Below are 20,388 nucleotides of genomic sequence, written 5' to 3' on the forward strand. Positions count from 1 at the left end.
CAGCCTCGCCGGGGCTCGACAGCTGCTACAGGAAATGTGTTGGCGGGTCTACGGCGCGTGAAGTTGAGCCGTGTAGGCGGGGCGTTGGGGCAGGGCGCGCACAGCGCGGCAACGCCACGCAAACGGAGTGATGCCTTCATTGCGAGTGAAGATGTGGCAGAAATGCGCCTGATCGCAGAAGCCGCATTCGAGACTGATTTGCGTCAGCGTCAGGTCGGTGCTCTGGATCAATTGCTTGGCGCGGGCGATGCGCTGGTTGCGAATCCAGTCTTGAGGTGAGAGCCCGGTGCTGCACTTGAACGCGCGGGAGAAATGACTGCGCGAAAGGGCACAAGCGCGGGCCAGTTCGGTCACTTCAACGGTTTCACCAAGGCGCTCGAGGATCAGTTGCTTGACCAGGCTTTCGCGCCACGGGGTCAGGCCACCGGTGTTTTTCTTTCGCGTTTCAGTGGCCGTCGCGCGGTCGACGTTTTGCTGAGAATGGGCCATGACAAATGTCCGTGTCGGTGAGCTTCATTTTTGGCCGCAGGGCTCTGGCAGGCGAGTTAAACGTTGTTAATTCCGTCCATGTGCGGTGGTAACCAACAGCGCTAACTCAGCACATTGCTGCAATTTCTACGGGGGCGAGCCGTGCAAAATCGAGGTCATCTGGCGGCGTGGTGTGTGGCCGCTCTTCTGACTCGACCAAGGTGGTGGCATGAAACATTCTCTGGTTTGCACGTTGGGGCTCGCGGTAGCGCTGGCGTCCGGCATTTCCTCGGCTCAGGCCCCGGCGCAAGTCGGCACACAAGTGCCGGGTTACTACCGGTTGGCGGTGGGCGATTACGAGGTGACGGCGTTGTTCGACGGCTACAACGATCTGTCGCCCAAACTGCTCAAGGGCCTGAGTCAAAGTCAGATCCGCGCGCTGCTGGCTCGCCGCTCGATTGAAACGCCGGGCGTACAAACCGCGTTCAACGCTTTTCTGATCAACACTGGCAAGCAGTTGATCCTCGTCGATACCGGCGCCGGCCAGTGCATTGGTGCTACAGCCGGGATGCTGTCAGACAATATGAAAGCCGCCGGTTATGAGCCTGCGCAGGTCGATACGATTTTGTTGACCCACCTGCATTTGGACCATGTCTGCGGACTGGTCGACGGCCAACAGAAACCGATTTTCGCCAACGCCACGGTCTTTGCTGCGAAGGCAGAAGCCGACTACTGGCTTGATCCCCAGGCCCTCGCCAAGGCGCCCGAGGGTGCCAGGCCGTACTTCAAAATCGCCCAGGACTCGACCGCGCCCTACGTCGCGGCGGGTCGCTTCAAGACGTTCGATGCAGGTCAGTCGCCCGTGCCGGGTATGGAGGCGGTTCTCGAGGCCGGTCACACGCCGGGCAGCACCACGTACCGCTTCACCTCGCAGGGGCAGAGCATTTTGTTCATGGGCGACCTGGTGCATAACCTCGCGGTGCAGTTCGAGCACCCTGAAGTGTCGATTGGCTTTGACGTCAACAGTCAGCAAGCGATCAAGAGTCGCGCCAAGGTTTTCAGCGATGCAGCGGCGAGCAAAGTCTGGGTAACGGCGGCGCATTTGCCGTTTCCGGGCATCGGCCATATCGCCGCAGAGGGCAAGCATTTCCAGTGGGTACCGGTGGAGTACGGTCCTTACAAACGTGCGGCCAACGTACCGCTGATCGAATGAAGTCCACCGCTTGGTACCTGGCTGAACACACGAGGGAATCTGCCTGTGAACCGTAACGATTTGCGCCGCGTCGACATGAACCTGCTAGTGATTTTCGAAGCGTTGATGTTCGAAAAGAACCTCACCCGTGTTGCTGAAAAACTATTCATGGGGCAGCCGGCGGTGAGTGCGGCGCTGGGGCGGTTGCGGGATCTGTTCGACGATCCGCTGCTGTTGCGCAATGGCCGCGGGATGGAGCCGACGGGGCGGGCACTGGCGATCCTCAAGGAGCTGCAACCGGCGATGGATGTGATTTCCGGGGCGGTGAGCCGAGCTAAAGAATTCGATCCCGCTACAAGCTGCGATGTGTTCCGCATTGGTTTGTCGGACGACGCAGAGTTCGGTTTGTTTCCGCCGTTGTTGCGGCAACTGCAGGAAGAGGCGCCGGGGATCGTCGTGGTGGTGCGTCGCGCCAACTATCTGCTGATGCCGGCATTGCTGGCCTCGGGAGAAATTTCCGTGGGGGTGAGCTACACCACGGATTTACCTGCGAATGCCAAGTGTAAGAAGTTGCGGGACATCCCCTGCAAAGTGCTACGTGGGGACAAACGACCGGGGAAGCTGACGCTCGATGAATACTGCGAACGACCGCATGCCATGGTGTCGTTCTCCGGCGACCTGAGCGGCAACATCGATCTGGATCTGGCCAAGGTCGGCCGCAGCCGCCGCGTGGTATTGGGCGTGCCGCAGTTCAGCGGGTTGCGCGCGTTGCTTGCCGGCACTGAAATGATCGCCACCGTGCCTGATTATGCGGCGTGCGCGCTGGTTGAAGGGTGTGCGTTGCGGTCTGAAGATCCACCGTTTCCCATCGATGCGGCGCAGCTGTCGATGGCCTGGAGCGGGGTGCATGACAACGATCCGGCAGAGCGGTGGTTGCGGTCGCGGATCAGTGAGTTCATGTCAAAGCCTTTGCCTGTTTCGGCTTGAACATGGCGACCTGACAGCCGATCTGCAATTCACTGTAGATCGGCGCGCGGTCGCAAAAAGAGCACGTACATCCAATTTTTCCCCTCCCCGCACCGGCACTATCGAATGACGTTCCGGCACATCGCTGCCGGTGGTTTTTCATTAGTGCAGGTAGCCCATGAATGCTTCGCGATGGGATGAGCGAGCCCAGGATCTCGGGCTGTTTTTTTTGCGGGTCAGCGGTGGTTTGTTTCTGCTGTGGGTGCACGGTTTGCCGAAACTGCTTAACTACAACGCTCAACTGCAAGTCATCGAAGACCCTTTCCACCTGGGCGCGAACGTCACGCTGATGCTGGCGATTTTTGCCGAGGTGCTGTGTCCGTTACTAATCGTCGCCGGGGTGTTTGTGCGTTTGGCGTGCCTGCCGATTCTGTGTGTGCTGCTGATCGCGCTGTTGATTGTGCATCCGCAATGGAGCCTCGATGAAGGGCAGTTCGGCTGGCTGCTGATGATGTTGTTCACCAGCCTTCTTATCGCCGGGCCGGGACGGCTGGCGCTCAATGTCCGTTTCCCTGGAGCTTTGCGTTATGCCTGAATCCAATCGTTTCGAGGAAGTCGTGACACTGGTCATCAAGCACAGGGTCAAGGCGGGGTTTGAAGTGCCCTACGAAGCCTGGTTGCGCAACATTGTCAGCGTCGCCGGGCAACAGGAAGGGCACTTGGGTGTCGATGTGATTCGCGGCAAGAGTGCCGGTCTTGACCTGTACACCTGCGTGCTGCGCTTCTGCTCGACCGAATCGATGCAGCGCTGGCTCGATTCGCCGCAACGGCTGGGACTGGTCAACGAAGCCACGCCGATGCTCGCTGACGGCGACCAGACCGAGGTCAATCCGGTCAACGAATTCTGGTTCGCGCCGCAAGCCGACGCCGCTTCGCCGCCACCGCCTCGCTGGAAGCAGGCCGTGGTGACGTTGTTGGTGATTTTGCCGCACACCTTGTTGGTGCCGCTGATCTGGGGGCCGCTGCTGCAGCTCAATACCTTCCTGTCCAATTACGTGGTCGCGACGTTCCTGATCACACTAACCATCGTCGTTTCGGTGGTGTACCTGTTCATGCCGATGGCGACGCGGTTGTTCGCGCCCTGGCTGTCCTCTTCCACTCAGCCCAAGGAAACGCGATGAACGCCGATCTGATTTTATTCAATGGCCAATTTCATACCGTTGACCGTGAAAATCCACGCGCCAGCGCTGTAGCGATCAGCGACGGTCGCTTTGTCGCAGTCGGCACCGACGCCGACGCCATGGCCCTGCGCGGTTCGGGCACACAGGTCATCGATCTCAAGGGTCGCTGCGTCATTCCCGGCCTCAACGACTCGCACTTGCACCTGATCCGTGGTGGCCTCAACTACAACCTCGAACTGCGCTGGGAAGGCGTCCCCTCACTGGCCGACGCACTGCGCATGCTCAAGGATCAGGCCGACCGCACGCCGACGCCGCAATGGGTGCGCGTGGTCGGTGGCTGGAACGAATTCCAGTTCGCTGAAAAACGCATGCCGACCCTTGAAGAACTCAATCAGGCCGCGCCGGATACACCGGTATTTGTCCTGCATTTGTACGACCGCGCCTTGCTCAACCGTGCCGCGTTGCGCGTGGCTGGTTACACCCGCAACACGCCGAACCCGCCGGGTGGCGAGATTGTGCGCGATGCCAACGGTGAGCCGACCGGCATGCTGGTCGCCCGGCCCAACGCGATGATCCTCTACTCGACCCTGGCGAAGGGGCCGAAGTTGCCGCTGGAGTATCAGGTCAACTCCACCCGCCAATTCATGCGCGAGCTCAACCGTCTCGGCCTGACCAGCGCCATCGATGCCGGCGGCGGTTTCCAGAATTATCCGGACGATTATCAGGTGATCGAGCAGTTGGCCAAGGACCAGCAACTGACCGTTCGCATCGCCTACAACCTGTTCACCCAGAAGCCCAAGGAAGAGCTGACCGATTTCAAAAACTGGACCAGCAGCGTGACCCTGCATCAGGGCGACGATTACCTGCGGCATAACGGCGCCGGGGAAATGCTGGTGTTTTCAGCGGCGGATTTCGAGGATTTCCTTGAGCCGCGTCCGGACTTGCCGCAAACCATGGAAGACGAGCTGGAGCCGGTGGTGCGCCACTTGGTCGAGCAGCGCTGGCCGTTCCGTTTGCACGCCACGTACAACGAATCCATCAGCCGCATGCTCGACGTGTTCGAGAAGGTCAATCGCGACATTCCGTTCAACGGTTTGCCGTGGTTTTTCGACCACGCCGAAACCATTACACCGCAGAACATTGAGCGGGTGAGGGCGCTGGGTGGCGGTATCGCGATCCAGGATCGCATGGCATTCCAGGGCGAATATTTCGTTGAGCGTTACGGCGCCAAAGCCGCCGAAGCGACCCCGCCGATCAAACGCATGCTGGCCGAAGGTATACCGGTCGGCGCCGGCACCGATGCCACGCGAGTGTCCAGCTACAACCCCTGGACTTCGCTGTACTGGATGGTCAGCGGTCGCACGGTCGGTGGCCTGGAACTGCATGCCGAGGGCTTGTCTCGTCAAACCGCACTGGAGCTGTTCACCCACGGTAGCGCCTGGTTCTCTTCCGAGCAGGGCAAGAAAGGCATGATCAAGGTCGGCCAACTGGCTGACGTCGCAGCCTTGAGCGCGGATTTTTTCAGCGTCGACGAAGAAGCGATCAAGTGGATCGAGTCGGTGTTGACCGTGGTCGGCGGCAAGGTGGTGTACGCCGCCGGTGACTTCGAAAAACTCGGGCCGGCCAGCGTACCGGTGCTGCCGGACTGGTCGCCGGTGGTGAAAGTGCCGGGGCACTGGCGTCCGACCTCACCGATGCAGGCTCAGGTTCACCATTGCAGCGGGCCGTGCGGCGTGCATTCCCATAGCCATGAAAAGGCGCGGTTGTCGAATGCGCCGGTCAGCGATTTCGCGGGTTTCTGGGGCGCGTTTGGCTGCTCGTGCTTCGCCTTCTGACGATCAAAAAAAAGCGCCGACCCTTCGCGTCGGCGCCGTATGTAACACCCATCCACCGAGGAGTTTCACATGAGCAACGTTCCGTACAAACGCCTGAACAAAGATGACGCCGTTGTCCTGTTGGTCGACCACCAGACGGGCCTGATCTCGCTGGTTCAGGATTTCTCGCCGAACGAATTCAAGAACAACGTACTGGCCCTGGGCGATGTGGCCAAGTTCTTCAAGTTGCCGACCATCCTGACCACCAGCTTCGAAAACGGTCCGAACGGCCCGATGGTCCCCGAGTTGAAAGAGCAGTTCCCGGACGCGCCGTACATCCCGCGTCCAGGCCAGATCAACGCCTGGGATAACGAAGATTTCGTCAAAGCCGTTAAAGCCACTGGCCGCAAGCAACTGATCATCGCCGGTGTAGTCACCGACGTTTGCGTGACGTTCCCGACGCTGTCGGCGCTGGCTGAAGGGTTTGAAGTGTTCGTGGTGACCGATGCCTCGGGTACTTTCAACGAAACCGTGCAACAAGCAGCCTGGGCGCGCATGGCGGCGGCCGGTGCTCAACTGGTGAATTGGTTCTCGGTGGCCTGCGAGCTGCAGGGCGACTGGCGCAACGACATGGAAGGCCTGGCGAACCTGCTGTCACCGCGCATTCCGAACTACCGCAATTTGATGAACAGCTACTCGGTGCTGTCTTCGAAGTAAGTTTGCTATCGCACAAAAAAATGCCCGCGAATGCGCGGGCATTTTTGTGTCTGGCGAATGAGCTTTTTGTAGCAGCTGTCGAGCCCCAGCGAGGCTGCGTTCGGCTGCGAAGCAGTCGTGAAATCAGGCGATGCGGTTTTTCAGCAAGACCGCGTATACAGGTTTCACGCCTGCTTCGCAGCCGAACGCAGCCTCGCTGGGGCTCGACAGCTGCTACAAAGGCAGGCAGCCTCGCCACGCATTTCTGTGTGGCGAGGCGAGGGGGCTCAGTTCAGATGCGTCTTGAGTTCCAGTGCCGCCTGGCGAACCGCTGCTTTTACTTGCGGAATCTGGCTCAGTGGGTTGAGCAGACCGAAGTCGTGAATCATGCCGTTGTAGCGCACGGCCGTCACCGGCACCCCGGCCGTGTCGAGGTGGCGGGCATAGGCTTCGCCTTCGTCACGCAACACGTCGAACTCGGCGGTTTGCACCAGGGCCGCTGGCAAACCTTTGAGCTGTTCGGCGCTGGCTTGCAACGGCGAGGCATGGATCTGCGCACGCTCGGCTGTGTCGGTGGTGTAGCTGTCCCAGAACCAGTTCATCATGCCTTTTGTCAGGAAGTGGCCTTCAGCAAATTGCCGGTACGACCCGGTGTCGAACTGTGCGTTGGTCACTGGCCACATCAACAGCTGGAAGCGCAGCGTCGGAGTTTTCTGTTCCTTGGCCATCAAGGCCACGACCGCCGCCATATTGCCGCCGACGCTGTTGCCGGCCACGGCCAGGCGTTTGCCATCGACGCCGATGTCCTCGCCATGCTCGGCCACCCAACGGGTCGCGGCGTAAGCCTGGTTGATCGCAGTCGGGTAGTGCGCTTCCGGCGACGGCGTGTAATCGACATACACCGCGACAGCACCGGAGCCGACCACCAGGTCGTGGATCAGACGCTGGTGAGTCGGGTAATCGCCCAACACCCAGCCGCCACCGTGAAAGAACATGAACACCGGCAATTCACCTTTGACCTTGGCCGGCCGCACGATTTTCAGGTTGATGGTTTGCCCATCGACCTTGATCGCGCGGTCGTTGACGTCCACACCCGCCAGATCAACCTTCACTGAGTTTTGCGCGCCGGTCAGTACTGCACGGGCCTCTTTCGGGCTCAGTTGCTCAAGCGGCTTGCCACCGCCAGCAGCGAGGGCTTCGAGGAAGGCTTGCGTGTTGTGTTCGACACCCGGGCTGCCAGCGGCAAAGGCGTTGCCTACGGCCAGGGCGAGGAGGGACGCGGTCAGGGTTTTTTTCACGATGTTCATGGTTAATTCCTTTTTAATTGTGTGTTCGGTTTGGGGTTAGAAGCAGCGGCTGTCGCTGCAGCGTGGACACAGATTAATAAGGTGTCTAAAAAGGAAAAAGCGGCTATAAAATGTTTGACTGTCAACCAAGGCGTGACAATGAACCCATTCGAAGATATGCGTATTTTTTGCCAGGTCATGGACTCCGGCAGCTTCACCGCGGCGGCCGATCAATTGGGCCTGTCCAAGCAGTTCGTCAGCCGGCGCTTGATGCAACTCGAAGAGCGTCTGGGTGTGCGTCTGCTCAATCGCTCCACGCGGCGATTGGACGTCACGCCATTGGGGCAGAGTTATTACGAGTCAGCCTTGCGCCTGCTGGGTGAAGTCGAGCAAGTGGAGCAGGGCATCGCCGGCCAGACCACCGAGCCCCGCGGCACTATTCGTATCAGCGCGCCGTTGTCGTTTGCGGTGGCGCATTTGGGCTGTTTGCTGCCGGTGTTTTTGCAGCGTTATCGCGATGTCACGGTGGAGGTCGACCTCAGTGATCGGCCGGTGGATTTGCTCAGTGAGGGTTATGACCTGGCGCTGCGCATTGGCATTCTGGAGGACTCGACGCTGATCGCCCGACGCATCGCTTCCATCCAGCGGGTGTACTGCGCCAGCCCGGTTTACCTGGCCGAGCGCGGCACGCCGCTCAAACCCGAAGACTTGCACAGCCATGACTGCCTGCCTTACGGCCACGGGCGTCAAGTGCAATGGCGTTTCGAAGGGCAGGGCAAGCCGTTGGTGGTCAATGTCACCGGGCGGATGCGGGTCAACAATGGTGAATTGCTCAGGGACGCGGCGATTGCCGGCATGGGGATTACTTACTTGCCGACCTTCATTGTCGGTTCGGCGTTGAAGGACGGCAGGCTGGTGCCGGTGCTGGATGAATTGCGTCCGCAGCCGCTGACGTTATCGGCGGTGTATCCGCAGCACCGCCAGAGTTCACGGCCGGTGCAGGCGCTGATCGAGTTTTTGCGGGAGCGGCTGGACCAGGCTTAGGGTGGGTTGTAAGGAGGTCGGCCGTACCCCGTGGGGCATCGACTCCACAGACCTCACTACCGCGTCCCCTGAACGTGCTGACACCCCCGGGTTACAAGATTTGAACAAAGACTCAATAGGGTTTTTCAAAACCCTGATCTAGACTCGTGCCGGTCAATCAAGACCCCAGTCTGGAGCGCGCAATGGAAATGCCGACAAAAGAAAAAGCCATCGCCAGCAACCGCGATGCGTGGAATGACTCCGCCCGACACCACAAAGACACCCCCGAATGGCGGGACCGTTTGACGGCAGTTGGTGACAGGGATTTTTGCTGCATGGACGACACCCTCCGAGGTTTGCTGGAACAAGTGGGTGTCGACGGCAAAGACGTGGTGCAACTGGGCTGCAACAACGGCCGCGAAAGCCTTTCGTTGTTTGCGCTGGGTGCCCGCAGCGTTGTAGGCGTCGACCAGTCCGAGGCCTTCCTCGATCAGGCGCGGGAACTGGCGTCACGCTCGCCCCATGCGCCCGAGTTCATCGAGGCAGACATCCATCACTTGCCGACTGAACTTCATGGCCGCTTCGACGTGGCCCTGATCACTATCGGCGTGTTGAACTGGATGCCGGACATCGGCGAATTCTTCCGCCACGTCGCGCAAACCCTCAAGCCCGGTGGCAGCCTGGTGGTGTACGAAACCCATCCCTTCCTCGAAATGTTCGACCCCGAGTCAGCCGATCCGTATCGGCCGGAAAGTTCGTACTTTCGCAGCGAACCTTTCGTGCAGGACCAGCCGATCGTCTACGAAGGCAAAATCGACCAGCAGGCGGCTTCGTCCTACTGGTTCGTCCACACCCTGGGCGCCATCTTCACCGGCGCCATCGACGCCGGATTGCAGATCAGCCACTTCAAGGAGTACCCGCATTCCAACCGCGAGGAACTCTATGATCGGTATGAGCAGCAAACGGCGCAGTTGCCGTTGTGTTTTACGTGGGTGGCGGTGAAGCGATAGGTTCCAGGATCGGGACCAATTCGCGGTGCTGCTGCCGTCCGCTATCCTTGCTCCACGCACATCGAACGGTTTTCCCCATGCTTTCGGTCCAAGGCGTCTTCAAAAGCTACGCCACTCCCCAGGGCCCGCTGCCGGTTCTGCAAGGTGTCGACCTCACCTTGAAACCCGGCAGCAGCCTGGCGTTGATGGGGGAATCGGGCAGTGGCAAGAGCACTTTGCTGCACCTGATTGCCGGGCTGGACAAGGTCGATCGCGGCAGCATCCGCAGCGGCGAACATCGGCTGGAGCAGATGAGCGAAGGGCAACTGGCGAACTGGCGGCGGACCGAAATCGGCCTGGTGTTTCAGCAGTTCAACCTGATCGGCAGTTTGCGCGTGGAGGACAATCTGGCCTTTCAGGCGCGACTGGCGGGGCGCCATGATCCGCGCTGGCAGGCGCATCTGGTGCAACGTCTGGGCTTGGGTGATTTGCTGCAGCGTTATCCGGAACAACTGTCCGGCGGCCAGCAGCAACGGGTCGCGCTGGGCCGTGCCTTGGCGTCGCAGCCGAAACTGCTGCTGGCCGACGAACCCACCGGCAGCCTCGATGAAGCCACCAGCGATGAGGTCTTGAGGTTGTTGCTGGAGTTGCTCGACGACAGTCCCACCACCTTGTTGATGGTCACCCACAGCCCACGGGTTGCCGCGCGGCTGGCCGAAAAAGTGGTGCTCCACGGTGGCCGTCTGGCTGGCGCGGACGAGCGCTGAGGTGCAGGTCTTTCGCGAGACGCTGCGGGCGCTGCTCAGTCATTGGCGGCAGCATCCGGTGCAATTTTTCAGTGTGCTGACCGGACTCTGGCTCGCCACCAGCCTGCTGACCGGTGTGCAGGCCCTGAACAGCCAGGCGCGGGAAAGCTATGCCCGGGCCAGTCAGTTGATTGGCGGCGAACCCCAGGCCAGCCTCAGTTCACCCAGTGGCGCAACCTTCTCCCAACACGTGTTTGTCGACCTGCGCCGTGCGGGGTGGCCGGTGTCGCCGGTCCTGCAAGGTCGGGTGACGCTCAAGGGCCATGAAGACCAGCGCTTGCAGCTGATGGGGATCGAGCCGGTGTCGCTGCCCGCCGGTTCCTCAGTGGCCGGGCAGGCGTTGGCGATTGAGCAGGTTGTCGAGTTTTTCAGCCCGCCGGGCAGTACCTGGATTTCGCCGCAGACGTTGCAGGCACTGGGTCTGCCCGAAGGCGAACGCCCAGTGAGTGTGAGTGGTCAGGCATTGCCACCGCTGCATGCCCAACCCGATATGGCTCCCGGTGTGTTGTTGGTGGACATCGGCTTCGCCCAGCAGATTCTCGGCCTGCCGGATCAGCTGTCACGCCTGCTGCTGCCGAAGGATTTCACCGCGACCCTGCCTGATCAATTCAAGGGGCAACTGCAGCTCAAAACCCGCGGCGAAGAGAACAATTTGTCGCGCCTGACCGAAAGCTTTCACTTGAACCTCGATGCGCTGGGTTTTCTGTCATTCGTGGTCGGCCTGTTCATCGTCCACGCCGCGATCGGCCTGGCGCTAGAGCAACGCCGTGGCTTGCTCAGAACCCTGCGCGCCTGCGGTGTCAGTGCACGGATGCTGATTGCCTGTCTCGCGGTTGAATTGGGTGGTCTGGCGTTGATCGGCGGACTGCTCGGCGTCGCCAGCGGCTACCTGCTGGCCAGCGTGCTGTTGCCCGACGTCGCCGCCAGCCTGCGCGGGTTGTACGGCGCCGAAGTGGCGGGGCAGCTGAGCCTCAGTCCGTGGTGGTGGCTCAGTGGCGTCGGCCTGAGCCTGCTCGGTGCGTTGTTGGCGGGGGCCAACAGTTTGCTGCGGGCCGCGCACCTGCCTTTGCTGGCTCTGGCCGACCCGCAAGCCTGGCATCAGGCTCACGCGCGCTGGTTGCGGCGCCAGGGTTGGGTTGCCGTGATTGCTGCGGTGATCGCGCTGTTGGCGTTGATCTTTGGCGACAGCCTGAGCAGTGGCTTCGTATTGATGGCGGCACTGTTGATCGGCGCTGCGCTGGCATTGCCGGTGGTGCTCAACTGGGTGTTGAACCTGGTGCTGCATCGCAGTCGTTCGGTGCTTGGCCAATGGTTTCTCGCCGATTGCCGTCAGCAACTGCCGGCCCTGAGCCTGGCGCTGATGGCGCTGTTGTTGGCACTGGCGGCGAACATTGGAGCGGGCAGCATGACGGCCGGTTTTCGTCAGACCTTCAGCGATTGGCTCGAACAACGCCTGACCGCCGAACTGTACGTTAATCCGCGCAATCCGGCCCAGGCCAGAGAGCTGCAAACCTGGCTCAAGCAGCAACCCGGACTCACGGCAGTGCTGCCCAACTGGCAAGTGTCGATCCAGTTGCAAGGCTGGCCGGCGGACGTCTTCGGCGTAATTGATCACCCGACGTATCGCCAGCATTGGCCGCTGCTGGAAGCCTTGGGCGACAACCCTTGGGACCGACTGGCCAAGGACGACGCACTGATGCTCAGCGAACAATTGGCCCGTCGGCTGAAGGTGCGCCTTGGCGATCACCTGACGATTGCCACACCCAATGGCGCCTGGTCGCCACGGATCGTCGGCATCTACGCCGACTACGGCAATCCCAAGGGCCACATTCTGGTCAACGTCAACCATCTGCTGCGCGGCTGGCCGCAGCTGACACCCAGCCGTTTCAACCTGCGCATTGACCCGACGTTGATCCCTGGTTTCCTGACCGCGCTGCAAACCCGCTTCACGCTGGAGGACAGCCGCATCGTCGACCAGGCCCGGCTCAAGGGGTGGTCCACGCAAGTGTTCGAACGCACCTTTGCCGCGACCGCCGCGCTCAACAGCCTGACCCTCTGTGTGGCGGGCGTGGCGCTGTTCATCAGCCTGTTGACCCAAAGCCAGAGCCGTCTCGGGCAACTCGCCCCCCTGTGGGCGCTCGGCGTGACTCGCCGGCAACTGATGCTGCTCAATCTCGGCCAGACCTGGTTGCTGGCGGTGCTGACCCTGGTGCTGGCATTGCCGTTGGGGATCGCGTTGGCGTGGTGCCTGGACACGGTAATCAACGTCCAGGCCTTCGGTTGGCGCTTGCCGCTGCGGGTGTTCCCGCTGCAACTGTTGCAGTTGATGGGGCTGGCGCTGTTGGCGACTTTACTGGCGTCGGCGTGGCCGCTGTATTCGCTGTACCGCACGCAACCGGCGGATCTGCTGAGGACGTTTGCTCGTGAAGATTAAGGTCGGCGTGTTGCTATTGGTGTTATTGAGCGGGTGCGATAACTCGGCGCCTGTTGAGAAAGGCTTCGCGGGGCTGGGGCATCAGGCCGCCGCGTTTACGCCGGTGGTGCCTGGTCGGGTGTTCAGCTTTCCGGCGGATCACGGTCCTCATGACGGTTTTCGCATCGAATGGTGGTACGTCACCGCCAACCTCAAGGACGATCAGGGACGCGAGTTCGGCGCGCAGTGGACATTGTTTCGCAGCGCCTTGAAAGCGACGCCCGAAGTGGCAGGCTGGGGTAATCAAATTATCTGGCTTGGCCACGCGGCCGTGACATCGGCGACAGTGCATCACGCCGCCGAGCGTTACGCCCGTGGGGGCGTTGGTCAGGCTGGCGTGAGTCTCGCGCCGTTCAACGCGTGGATCGATGATTGGCGTTTCAGCAGTCAGGGCTCCGACCCTATGGCGGAGCTTCAACTCAGCGCCCGGGACAAGGATTTTGGCTATCGACTGCGGCTGACCTCCACACGTCCCTTGGTGCTTCAGGGCGACAAAGGCTTCAGTCAGAAATCCGAACAGGGGCAGGCGTCGTACTACTACAGTCAGCCGTTTTTTCAGGCCAGCGGCACGCTGGAAATCGATGGCAAAAAGTATCAAGTCAGCGGCCCGGCCTGGCTCGACCGGGAATGGAGCAGCCAACCGCTGACCGCCAACCAGACCGGCTGGGACTGGTTTTCCCTGCACCTGGACAGCGGCGAGCAGGTGATGCTCTACCGCATGCGACAGAAGGACGGCGCGCCATACCTCACCGGCACCTGGATCGACGCTCAGGGTCAGACGCAGCAATTGCACGCCGCCGACATCAGCCTCACCCCGCAAGACACTGCCAAAGTGGCCGGGCGTTCGATGCCGGTGCGCTGGTCGATCAAAATCCCCGACAAACACCTCGACATCTCGATCAGCGCGCTCAACCCCAATGCGTGGATGGCTTTGCGCATTCCTTATTGGGAAGGGCCGGTGCAATTGAGCGGCAGCCATGGCGGGCAGGGTTATCTGGAAATGACCGGGTATTAAGGCACCTCTGTAGGAGCTGGCGAAGCCTGCGATCTTTTGACGTTGATCCTGATCTCCCCGAATTCCCGCCGGAACTCCTCGCGAAGCCCAACCCTCTACCGTGAGAGCCCCGCAGGAGTCCACACATGAGCGACGACCTAAAACCACCAGATCTTGCCTCGTGGCAGCGCCTGTTCGAAGACAAGGCCTACTGGCAACAATCCCCCGACGCCCATTACGCCGAACTGCTGAGAGTGGCAGACGACTTGCTGGGGCAGGGCGCCATCGACCTGGAACAATGGCAAGCCTTGAAGGCCAAGGCCGATCAATCCCATAAAAATTCGCCTGCCGTGAACGTCGCCCAGGAGGTTGACGATCCCGAGGCTTGAGGAGTTCTCCAAGAAATTGCGAACACTCCCGGATCAGCGTCTATGCTCATCTGCGCAGAGGGCGCTGGACGGTGGTTCAGCGATCGTTGCTGCCTACAACTCACAGGGAATGTACCGCTTATGAAACTTCACGCACTGACCAAAGCCATCACCCTTGCGACCCTGCTGTCTGCCGCCAGCCTTAGCGCCATGGCTGCGGACATCCCGCTGTCTGCCGTGGTGGAGGCGGATCAGGTCACCACCAAAGTTGTCTCGGTCGATGCTGCCAATCACCGGGTCGTCTTGGAGGGGCCGGAAGGTCGCCAGGTCCATGTGCAATTGACCGACAAGGCCAAAAACCTCGGCAACTTGAAAGTCGGCGACCAAGTCGACGTCACGGTTACCAGCTCTGTCGCCGCCTACCTCGACACCGATGTCGACAAAGGCCTGCCAGGCACCGTCGAACGCGCTGGCGAAGTCCGCGCAGCCCCCGGCAGCGACAACCCGGGCGGCGAAGCCTACCGTCAGGTGCAGGTCCAACTGAAAATCACCAAAATCGACGTGAAGAAAAACCAGGTAACCTTCGAAAACCCCGCCGGTCAGTCCAAGACTGTTGACGTCGTAAGACCCGAAGTTCAAGCGAAATTGAAAGACCTGAAAGTTGGACAGAGTGTCGTTGTCACCTATACCGACATATTGACAGTGACCAGCAAGCACTGAAGTTGAGTATTAGCTCTATATGATGATTGTTCTTGTACAATTTTTCTGTATAAGAACAATCAGTTTTAATGGTCTAACTGGTGAGTTTGCTGGTCTGTAAAATAGTATTTGGGCCGACATTTAATCGAAAGTTGTTTCGATAAATTTCATGTTCATACACGCGGACATATTCGAGAACTTCAATTAAAATACTTCCCGTTCGCCCAGTGTCAGGGCTCTTTACCGGTGCATGGATTGCCAGGCCATTACACTGGGCGAACACCTTATCGACGTGCGATACACACCTGAAGCAATACGTTAAGATTCGCGGCATTTTGCAGAGCAAGGAAGAAAACGGCTGCCGCCGTTCTGACACGGATGAAACCACTCTCCCTCTACCACCCGGCGCTCTACTGGCTTCGCGTGTGGCAAAAAAGACTGTTCCGGCAATTGGCCTGGCGCTTCTCCCGCAAGCAATACGCTGTTTCGCTGAACACCGTCTCCCGACTGCCATTCCGCTATCTCAAGCACACCTCCAAACTGATCCGCAAACTCGGCAACTCCGATCTTGCCCTGCAACACAACAAAGTCATCAACCTGAAACTGGCCGTCGCTTCGATGAATGGCGTCGTCATCGGCCCTAGCGAGTACTTTTCATTCTGCCGCCTCGTGGGTCGGCCCACCCGCAAACGCGGTTATGTCGAAGGCATGGAGCTGTCATTTGGTGAAGCCCGCAGCGGCATCGGCGGCGGGATCTGCCAACTGAGCAACCTGATTCACTGGATGGCGATTCACTCGCCATTGGTCGTGGTTGAGCGGTCGAACCACAGCTTCGATCCCTTTCCTGACGAAGGGCGGGTACTGCCATTCGGCTCCGGGGCCGCGATCTTTTACAACTACATTGACCTGGTGCTGCATAACCCGACCGATCGCCATTTTCAGTTGAAACTCAATGTCGCCGAGCATCAGTTGGAAGGGGAGTTGTTGTGCGATCAGGTGAGAGAGTTTCGGTATCACGTTTATCAACTTGGGCATCGTTTTGTGCGAGACGGTGGGCGGGTTTTTCGCGAGAACGAGATATGGCGGGAGGTCAGAAGCAAGGGGCAGGAGAGTCAGGTGTTGAAGAGTGAGCGGCTATATAAGAATCGGGTGGTGGTTAAGTATGAGGTTGAGGAAAGTTTGCTGACATGAAGTGCATAAAAAAAACGGGTGATCGTTAGATCGCCCTTTTTTTTGGGGCGTCGGTTGGATAATTTTTCATGGTGAAGCTCTTGAATCAACGGAACCGCAAAGCGGCTTTTGCATGACTTGATCGTATTCGGTCTGTCAAAACTGCTCGCTGAGATTGCAGCGGCAGTATTGCAACAATATTGACGGTTCAGTTCCTGAAATAAAGCTCATCCAGTTGTCGTCTCCGAATCAGCAGGTATTCCTCCCAGACCTTGGGGAAATCCTCATCCTTGGTGAATGGGAACGTCAGATAAATATGCTTGCCTGTCACGCTTATGTACTGGCGCGCGCGTTTGAAGGCAGGTTGTTCGTACATCGAAATGCTTTCATCGTAACCGTCGTGGCGGTGAGAGATCGTTACCCGATGTGGAGCGATCATGCCTCGCGCAAAGTCAATCACCCAGCCGTGATCCAGTCCCGTGGTCAAATAACCGTAAACGCCGTCGCTTGAAAGGCGGATACACGATTTGGCCTGAGAGCCGTCGTCGTCATTCACGACGACGATCTTGTCTTTGAAGTATTGGACGCTTTTTTGATTCGGTCCTTGCAAAACCAGATTCCAGCCTTCGGCTGACATGCTGAATTCTCCTTGGCTTTCGAATTCGGCTATCCAGCCGTTTGAAAGGGTGATTCTATGTTTGTTCACAGGGTGTCCTAATCGTTGAATATCCCAAGCCGTTAGGTGTAAATATCATTTCAGGCTTTTATGTGGCCACTCCACGATCTATCCCTGGTTTAAAAATGAGCAACTCGTCTAACTCGCGATTCCTGCAGCGCTTAACAAATTCCAGCGCGGCGGTTGCGTTGGCCAAGTACAAGTCATAAGTAGCTCTATCAATCTGATAGTACTCATCGTAGTCCATCATGCGATTGCTCACGGGTATCGAAACGTAAGGTTTTCCTGATACCTCTTCGATGCCGATCGTAAAGCGCTCGCCTGTATTGATTTGTGTGTCGTTGAATATCATTTTTTAAATAATCCAATGGGTGTCCATTTTTGGTCCGCTGAGCTCCTCCGTCACCATGTTTTCCTAGTCGTGGTACTCGGCATAACTCGTTAAATACTTACCAGCCAAGTCTCGCACTGTTGCAGCTTTTCGTAATCGTTCATCGCGTGAGATATTTTCTTGTCGATCTCTTTGAGTTTACTTGGTTGGTTTTCTTGATAGAGCATTAACCAACCGTCTCTGCCGTCGTGTTCTATCATGTATTTTCTTTGGTCTTTTCTGACGTTTAGTGACCAGGAAGAAAAAAATCTGGATGATCCGAAAATACCATTACCGTACAGCCGCAACGACCCGCCATGTCATATAAACCGGATTGCTTCATTCGTGACCTCCTAGATGTGCATCAAATGGACCTAAAAGGGAATTTATTTTCGATCTTAACCAAAAGGGGACAGATTTATTTTCGTGATTGCGTGGAATATAAATCTGTCCCGTTTTTTTGCGTTCTTATTCTCTATTCTCTGAGAATTTAGTCTTGGTATTCAAAACTTCCTCGGTATGTAAAGAGATTATTTCTGATTTTAGTGTTTTTGGGGATTCCCGAGAACGAGTAGTCGTAGATTGCAACTATGGTGTCTATAGGCACTTCGGTCAGAGGGGTGTTTTTATTTTTCATGTCAGACGCGATGTCAAGGTCGTATGAGCACCCGTCAATTGCATCAATTAGAGAATTTGTTGGCTCGATTTTATCTGCTTCGACAGTGTCATCGTCAATAAAACCTAGTGAGAAAGCCTTGCTGAACTCAGAGCCAAGAAAGTCTTCGTCGTCAGAATACTCTGGGCTCATCACATCTCGAAGCGTAGACGGTTCCCAATCGGTGTTCGCCGTCCAAATGGAAACGATTTTGTTCGAGCCAATTTTTCTTTTCTTCTTAATTATTTTGGCTTAGTCGCATTGAGTAATAATATATACGTTGTTGTCAAAAGCCTTTGATGGCTGGCCGAAAAAGTACGATTCATTTTGATTGAAGAAGAAGTAATTTCTTTTTTTTCTGTCTTTTTCTCCGCCAAATATATTCATTTCTTTTTGTGGTGGGGCTGCGTCTGTAATGTCAAAAGTCTGGTCGCGTTTTACTTGGAGTAGAAAATCGAGACTTTCACCTTCGTAAGTGGACGGAGCTTCGTCTTCAAGTATCCATTTTGGAGGTAGACCAGCCCAGCCAAAGATTTCTCCATTTTCTTGGGTGGAAAACTCTAGATGTTGAAGTTTTATGCGAGAGGTTGTATTTAATGTTTGTCCTGTTTCTGTTCTAAATAAATATGTTTTGAAAAGCTTTTGATATGTTCTTAAAAAGCCGTTTGGAATAATTGCATTCTTCAGGTCCGTACTCAGCATTTCAGGTATCGTGAAATTTTCATCGAATTCATCTGTAGCACTGAAAAAACTTAACGTGTAGCCGCTGATCGCGTGCGTGGCAGGGAACTCAATGGTAAAGAAAAAAGTTAGTGGTACGTCGCTTTTACTTTTCGGCGCATCGACTCCTGATGGAAGTACAGGATTACCACCAATGTACGAGTTTGTTTTGATATCTGTTTTGACTATAAACATTGGTAGTGTCCTTCAGTTGTCAAATTCTTTGGTGAGTTTTGTGCCGTCTGAGAATTTAATTTTATAGATCAATTTGTACGGGCGAGTATCTTGCCCTTCATAAACTGCAGTCAAGCGGGCGCTAGCGCTGACGTCATTTTCAGTTATATGTTCTGCAACACCTTTTTCGAACACTCTAAATTGTCCCCGGTTTACTGAGGGCGCTTGAGGGAAAATGTTGTCCAGCACAGTCCCTGGTCCACCTAGCTTGTTCCCTCTCGCATGTCCTGCGTCATCAGTTGCGTTCCCAAGCTCTCTTGCATGATCCCGAGCGGCCTGATTCGTCGCGCTACCCGTTCCTATGTCATCCGGAGTGACATCAAACTCCCAGTCTGTGATTCTGCCTTGTGCATCTCGAGTGACTTTGGGGCAATTTCCAACTCCGCAGGCCAACCCCAACGGATCCACCCACCCCGTAGGGTTAGGCACGTACTGGTAGTTGTTCAACCCACCCGCAAGCTTGATCGGATCCGGCGTCAAATACCGCCCAGTGCCCGGATTGTAGTAGCGATGCCTGTTGTAATGTAAGCCCGTTTCCGCATCGAAGTACTGACCCTGGAAGCGCAGCGGGTTATCAATTTCCGCAATGTCGAGGGTGGCGAGGTTACCGTAGGCGCGGTATTTCGCCGACCACATGATCTCGCCGCTGTAGTCGGTGAGTTCCTGCGGGGTGCCGAGGTGGTCGAGTTGGTAGTAGAACGGCTCGGCTTTTAGCGGGCCTTCACCATCGAGCATCGCCAAGGGGCGGAAGGTGCCCGGCTCGTAGATGTAGCTGCGATAGCGGTTGTCCGCGCTTTCGGCGATGAGGCGTTCGCCTTGCCACAGGAATTCCGTGGTTTGACCATCGACGGTTTTGGCGATTCGACGGCCGAAGGCGTCGTACTTGTAGCTTGCGACGCTACCGCCGGGAAGGCTGACCCCGATGAGACGGTGTTGGCAATCGTAACGGTACTCGGTGACAAGTTTTTGCCCCGTGCCGCGGCGTTCGCGGATCTGGTTGCCGTAGGCGTCGTAGTCGTAATGACGGTCGCCCTGCATTAGCAGGCGGTTGCCTTTTACGTTGGCCAGGTTCGTGGTTGCCTAGTCGCCTTGGCCGAGGAGGTTGCCTGCCGGATCGTGGGCGAAGCTTTCCGGGGTGGTGCCACGAACATTGAGGATACGGCCAGACTCAGACTGCCGCTTGGCACCACGGACCACAAGACATCGCCGCGGGCACTATCACGCAAACCGATCATTAGCTTGTATTCGGGCATCACCGCATATTGAGTAATGAGCCGGCCAGCGGATACACATGCGATTGCCTCCTCCCAAGGAATATAGCGTGGTGCGGCACCTTTTTTAGGTACGAACACAACCTCACGGCGTTGTCGGTTAAAGCGGATAGGAGGGTGAATAGTGATCTGACGGACGGCATAGCAAAAAATACAACGTATACGGCGGTAAGACACCAGATGAATCCTTGGACAAAGGCGTTTGTAAAAAAATCTATCCAACTAGTCCAAAAAGGTTGCACGTCTCTTCTCAGCCACGAACCAAAGCCGGATACAAAAAGGAAGAAGAGGGTGATGAACATTACCGAGCCGATGCCTGCACGAGCCATGAACTCAA

Annotated in this window: 20 protein-coding genes and 1 pseudogene; 14 read left to right on the plus strand and 7 right to left on the minus strand. The window is 57.4% G+C overall.

Annotation, left to right across the window (positions count from 1 at the left end; genetic code table 11):
- Window positions 1-48 precede the first annotated feature (48 nt).
- A complete protein-coding gene (locus ACSQ87_RS11300; RefSeq protein ID WP_223432705.1) occupies window positions 49-489 on the minus strand; it encodes a helix-turn-helix domain-containing protein in 441 nt (146 codons plus the stop codon).
- A gap of 208 nt (window positions 490-697) precedes the next feature.
- Here ACSQ87_RS11300 and ACSQ87_RS11305 point away from each other — a divergent pair, with 208 nt between their 5' ends.
- From ACSQ87_RS11305 to ycaC, 6 genes are all read left to right on the plus strand, one after another.
- Window positions 698-1,681, plus strand: coding sequence for an MBL fold metallo-hydrolase (locus tag ACSQ87_RS11305; protein ID WP_223432704.1), 984 nt, complete (start codon window positions 698-700; stop codon window positions 1,679-1,681).
- A gap of 45 nt (window positions 1,682-1,726) precedes the next feature.
- Complete coding sequence (locus tag ACSQ87_RS11310) at window positions 1,727-2,647, plus strand: LysR family transcriptional regulator (protein WP_223432703.1); 921 nt, start codon at window positions 1,727-1,729, stop codon at window positions 2,645-2,647.
- Between the two features lie 157 nt (window positions 2,648-2,804).
- Window positions 2,805-3,221 (plus strand): DoxX family protein, encoded by a 417-nt coding sequence (locus ACSQ87_RS11315; protein WP_223432702.1) that lies wholly within the window; start codon window positions 2,805-2,807, stop codon window positions 3,219-3,221.
- Window positions 3,214-3,807: an antibiotic biosynthesis monooxygenase gene (locus tag ACSQ87_RS11320; RefSeq protein WP_223432701.1), complete on the plus strand. Its 594-nt coding sequence runs from the start codon at window positions 3,214-3,216 to the stop codon at window positions 3,805-3,807. The genes ACSQ87_RS11315 and ACSQ87_RS11320 overlap by 8 nt, the downstream gene beginning before the upstream one ends.
- Window positions 3,804-5,642 (plus strand): amidohydrolase, encoded by a 1,839-nt coding sequence (locus tag ACSQ87_RS11325; RefSeq protein ID WP_223432700.1) that lies wholly within the window; start codon window positions 3,804-3,806, stop codon window positions 5,640-5,642. The genes ACSQ87_RS11320 and ACSQ87_RS11325 overlap by 4 nt, the downstream gene beginning before the upstream one ends.
- A 69-nt stretch (window positions 5,643-5,711) precedes the next feature.
- Complete coding sequence (gene ycaC / locus ACSQ87_RS11330) at window positions 5,712-6,338, plus strand: isochorismate family cysteine hydrolase YcaC (protein WP_045061273.1); 627 nt, start codon at window positions 5,712-5,714, stop codon at window positions 6,336-6,338.
- A 266-nt stretch (window positions 6,339-6,604) separates the two neighbouring features.
- Here the strand turns inward: ycaC and ACSQ87_RS11335 are convergent, their stop codons facing one another.
- Window positions 6,605-7,624: an alpha/beta hydrolase gene (locus ACSQ87_RS11335; protein WP_436273601.1), complete on the minus strand. Its 1,020-nt coding sequence runs from the start codon at window positions 7,622-7,624 to the stop codon at window positions 6,605-6,607.
- A gap of 138 nt (window positions 7,625-7,762) precedes the next feature.
- On the opposite strand from ACSQ87_RS11335, the gene ACSQ87_RS11340 reads away from it, so the two are divergent.
- The 8 genes from ACSQ87_RS11340 (at window position 7,763) to ACSQ87_RS11375 (ending at window position 16,146) form a co-directional block, all read left to right on the plus strand.
- On the plus strand, window positions 7,763-8,647 hold the full coding sequence (locus ACSQ87_RS11340) for a LysR family transcriptional regulator (RefSeq protein ID WP_223432699.1): 885 nt from the start codon (window positions 7,763-7,765) through the stop codon (window positions 8,645-8,647).
- Between the two features lie 182 nt (window positions 8,648-8,829).
- A complete protein-coding gene (locus ACSQ87_RS11345; RefSeq protein ID WP_223432698.1) occupies window positions 8,830-9,636 on the plus strand; it encodes a class I SAM-dependent methyltransferase in 807 nt (268 codons plus the stop codon).
- 77 nt (window positions 9,637-9,713) lie between these two features.
- Entirely contained in the window at window positions 9,714-10,382 is a 669-nt protein-coding gene (locus ACSQ87_RS11350; protein WP_223432697.1) for an ABC transporter ATP-binding protein, read from the plus strand.
- 1 nt (window position 10,383) lies between these two features.
- Window positions 10,384-12,855 carry an FtsX-like permease family protein gene (locus tag ACSQ87_RS11355; RefSeq protein ID WP_223432724.1) on the plus strand — a complete coding sequence of 824 codons (2,472 nt, stop codon included), beginning with the start codon at window positions 10,384-10,386 and terminating at the stop codon, window positions 12,853-12,855.
- Window positions 12,845-13,909 (plus strand): lipocalin-like domain-containing protein, encoded by a 1,065-nt coding sequence (locus ACSQ87_RS11360; protein WP_223432696.1) that lies wholly within the window; start codon window positions 12,845-12,847, stop codon window positions 13,907-13,909. The genes ACSQ87_RS11355 and ACSQ87_RS11360 overlap by 11 nt, the downstream gene beginning before the upstream one ends.
- A 125-nt stretch (window positions 13,910-14,034) precedes the next feature.
- On the plus strand, window positions 14,035-14,277 hold the full coding sequence (locus ACSQ87_RS11365; protein ID WP_223432695.1) for a hypothetical protein: 243 nt from the start codon (window positions 14,035-14,037) through the stop codon (window positions 14,275-14,277).
- 120 nt (window positions 14,278-14,397) lie between these two features.
- On the plus strand, window positions 14,398-14,976 hold the full coding sequence (locus ACSQ87_RS11370; RefSeq protein WP_223432694.1) for a hypothetical protein: 579 nt from the start codon (window positions 14,398-14,400) through the stop codon (window positions 14,974-14,976).
- Window positions 14,977-15,333: 357 nt separating this feature from the next.
- A complete protein-coding gene (locus ACSQ87_RS11375; RefSeq protein WP_223432693.1) occupies window positions 15,334-16,146 on the plus strand; it encodes a VanW family protein in 813 nt (270 codons plus the stop codon).
- 187 nt (window positions 16,147-16,333) lie between these two features.
- Here the strand turns inward: ACSQ87_RS11375 and ACSQ87_RS11380 are convergent, their stop codons facing one another.
- The 5 genes and pseudogenes from ACSQ87_RS11380 to ACSQ87_RS11400 form a co-directional block, all read right to left on the minus strand.
- Window positions 16,334-16,762: a hypothetical protein gene (locus ACSQ87_RS11380; protein WP_223432692.1), complete on the minus strand. Its 429-nt coding sequence runs from the start codon at window positions 16,760-16,762 to the stop codon at window positions 16,334-16,336.
- Window positions 16,763-16,889: 127 nt separating this feature from the next.
- Complete coding sequence (locus ACSQ87_RS11385; RefSeq protein WP_223432691.1) at window positions 16,890-17,153, minus strand: hypothetical protein; 264 nt, start codon at window positions 17,151-17,153, stop codon at window positions 16,890-16,892.
- 508 nt (window positions 17,154-17,661) lie between these two features.
- The gene (locus tag ACSQ87_RS11390; RefSeq protein ID WP_436275084.1) at window positions 17,662-18,072 is read right to left on the minus strand and encodes an immunity 22 family protein; all 411 of its coding nucleotides are present in this window, start codon (window positions 18,070-18,072) and stop codon (window positions 17,662-17,664) included.
- Between the two features lie 6 nt (window positions 18,073-18,078).
- The gene (locus ACSQ87_RS11395; RefSeq protein WP_223432690.1) at window positions 18,079-18,741 is read right to left on the minus strand and encodes a hypothetical protein; all 663 of its coding nucleotides are present in this window, start codon (window positions 18,739-18,741) and stop codon (window positions 18,079-18,081) included.
- Window positions 18,742-18,753: 12 nt separating this feature from the next.
- A pseudogene (locus tag ACSQ87_RS11400) lies at window positions 18,754-19,941 on the minus strand (RHS repeat-associated core domain-containing protein); the annotation flags it as partial.
- Window positions 19,942-20,388: the final 447 nt, after the last annotated feature.

It is taken from the genome of Pseudomonas sp. LjRoot277, assembly GCF_964253845.1.
Classification (GTDB): Bacteria; Pseudomonadota; Gammaproteobacteria; order Pseudomonadales; family Pseudomonadaceae; genus Aquipseudomonas.

What these genes read in the sequence shown, in the direction of transcription:
- ACSQ87_RS11375 (WP_223432693.1), top strand. Translation starts at nt 15,334, where the DNA reads ATGAAACCACTCTCCCTCTACCACCCGGCGCTCTACTGGCTTCGCGTG.
- ACSQ87_RS11350 (WP_223432697.1), top strand. Translation starts at nt 9,714, where the DNA reads ATGCTTTCGGTCCAAGGCGTCTTCAAAAGCTACGCCACTCCCCAGGGC.
- ycaC (WP_045061273.1), top strand. Translation starts at nt 5,712, where the DNA reads ATGAGCAACGTTCCGTACAAACGCCTGAACAAAGATGACGCCGTTGTC.
- ACSQ87_RS11325 (WP_223432700.1), top strand. Translation starts at nt 3,804, where the DNA reads ATGAACGCCGATCTGATTTTATTCAATGGCCAATTTCATACCGTTGAC.
- ACSQ87_RS11335 (WP_436273601.1), bottom strand. Translation starts at nt 7,624, where the DNA reads ATGAACATCGTGAAAAAAACCCTGACCGCGTCCCTCCTCGCCCTGGCC.
- ACSQ87_RS11370 (WP_223432694.1), top strand. Translation starts at nt 14,398, where the DNA reads ATGAAACTTCACGCACTGACCAAAGCCATCACCCTTGCGACCCTGCTG.
- ACSQ87_RS11395 (WP_223432690.1), bottom strand. Translation starts at nt 18,741, where the DNA reads ATGTTTATAGTCAAAACAGATATCAAAACAAACTCGTACATTGGTGGT.
- ACSQ87_RS11315 (WP_223432702.1), top strand. Translation starts at nt 2,805, where the DNA reads ATGAATGCTTCGCGATGGGATGAGCGAGCCCAGGATCTCGGGCTGTTT.
- ACSQ87_RS11365 (WP_223432695.1), top strand. Translation starts at nt 14,035, where the DNA reads ATGAGCGACGACCTAAAACCACCAGATCTTGCCTCGTGGCAGCGCCTG.
- ACSQ87_RS11300 (WP_223432705.1), bottom strand. Translation starts at nt 489, where the DNA reads ATGGCCCATTCTCAGCAAAACGTCGACCGCGCGACGGCCACTGAAACG.
- ACSQ87_RS11345 (WP_223432698.1), top strand. Translation starts at nt 8,830, where the DNA reads ATGGAAATGCCGACAAAAGAAAAAGCCATCGCCAGCAACCGCGATGCG.
- ACSQ87_RS11340 (WP_223432699.1), top strand. Translation starts at nt 7,763, where the DNA reads ATGAACCCATTCGAAGATATGCGTATTTTTTGCCAGGTCATGGACTCC.
- ACSQ87_RS11380 (WP_223432692.1), bottom strand. Translation starts at nt 16,762, where the DNA reads ATGTCAGCCGAAGGCTGGAATCTGGTTTTGCAAGGACCGAATCAAAAA.
- ACSQ87_RS11305 (WP_223432704.1), top strand. Translation starts at nt 698, where the DNA reads ATGAAACATTCTCTGGTTTGCACGTTGGGGCTCGCGGTAGCGCTGGCG.
- ACSQ87_RS11320 (WP_223432701.1), top strand. Translation starts at nt 3,214, where the DNA reads ATGCCTGAATCCAATCGTTTCGAGGAAGTCGTGACACTGGTCATCAAG.
- ACSQ87_RS11385 (WP_223432691.1), bottom strand. Translation starts at nt 17,153, where the DNA reads ATGATATTCAACGACACACAAATCAATACAGGCGAGCGCTTTACGATC.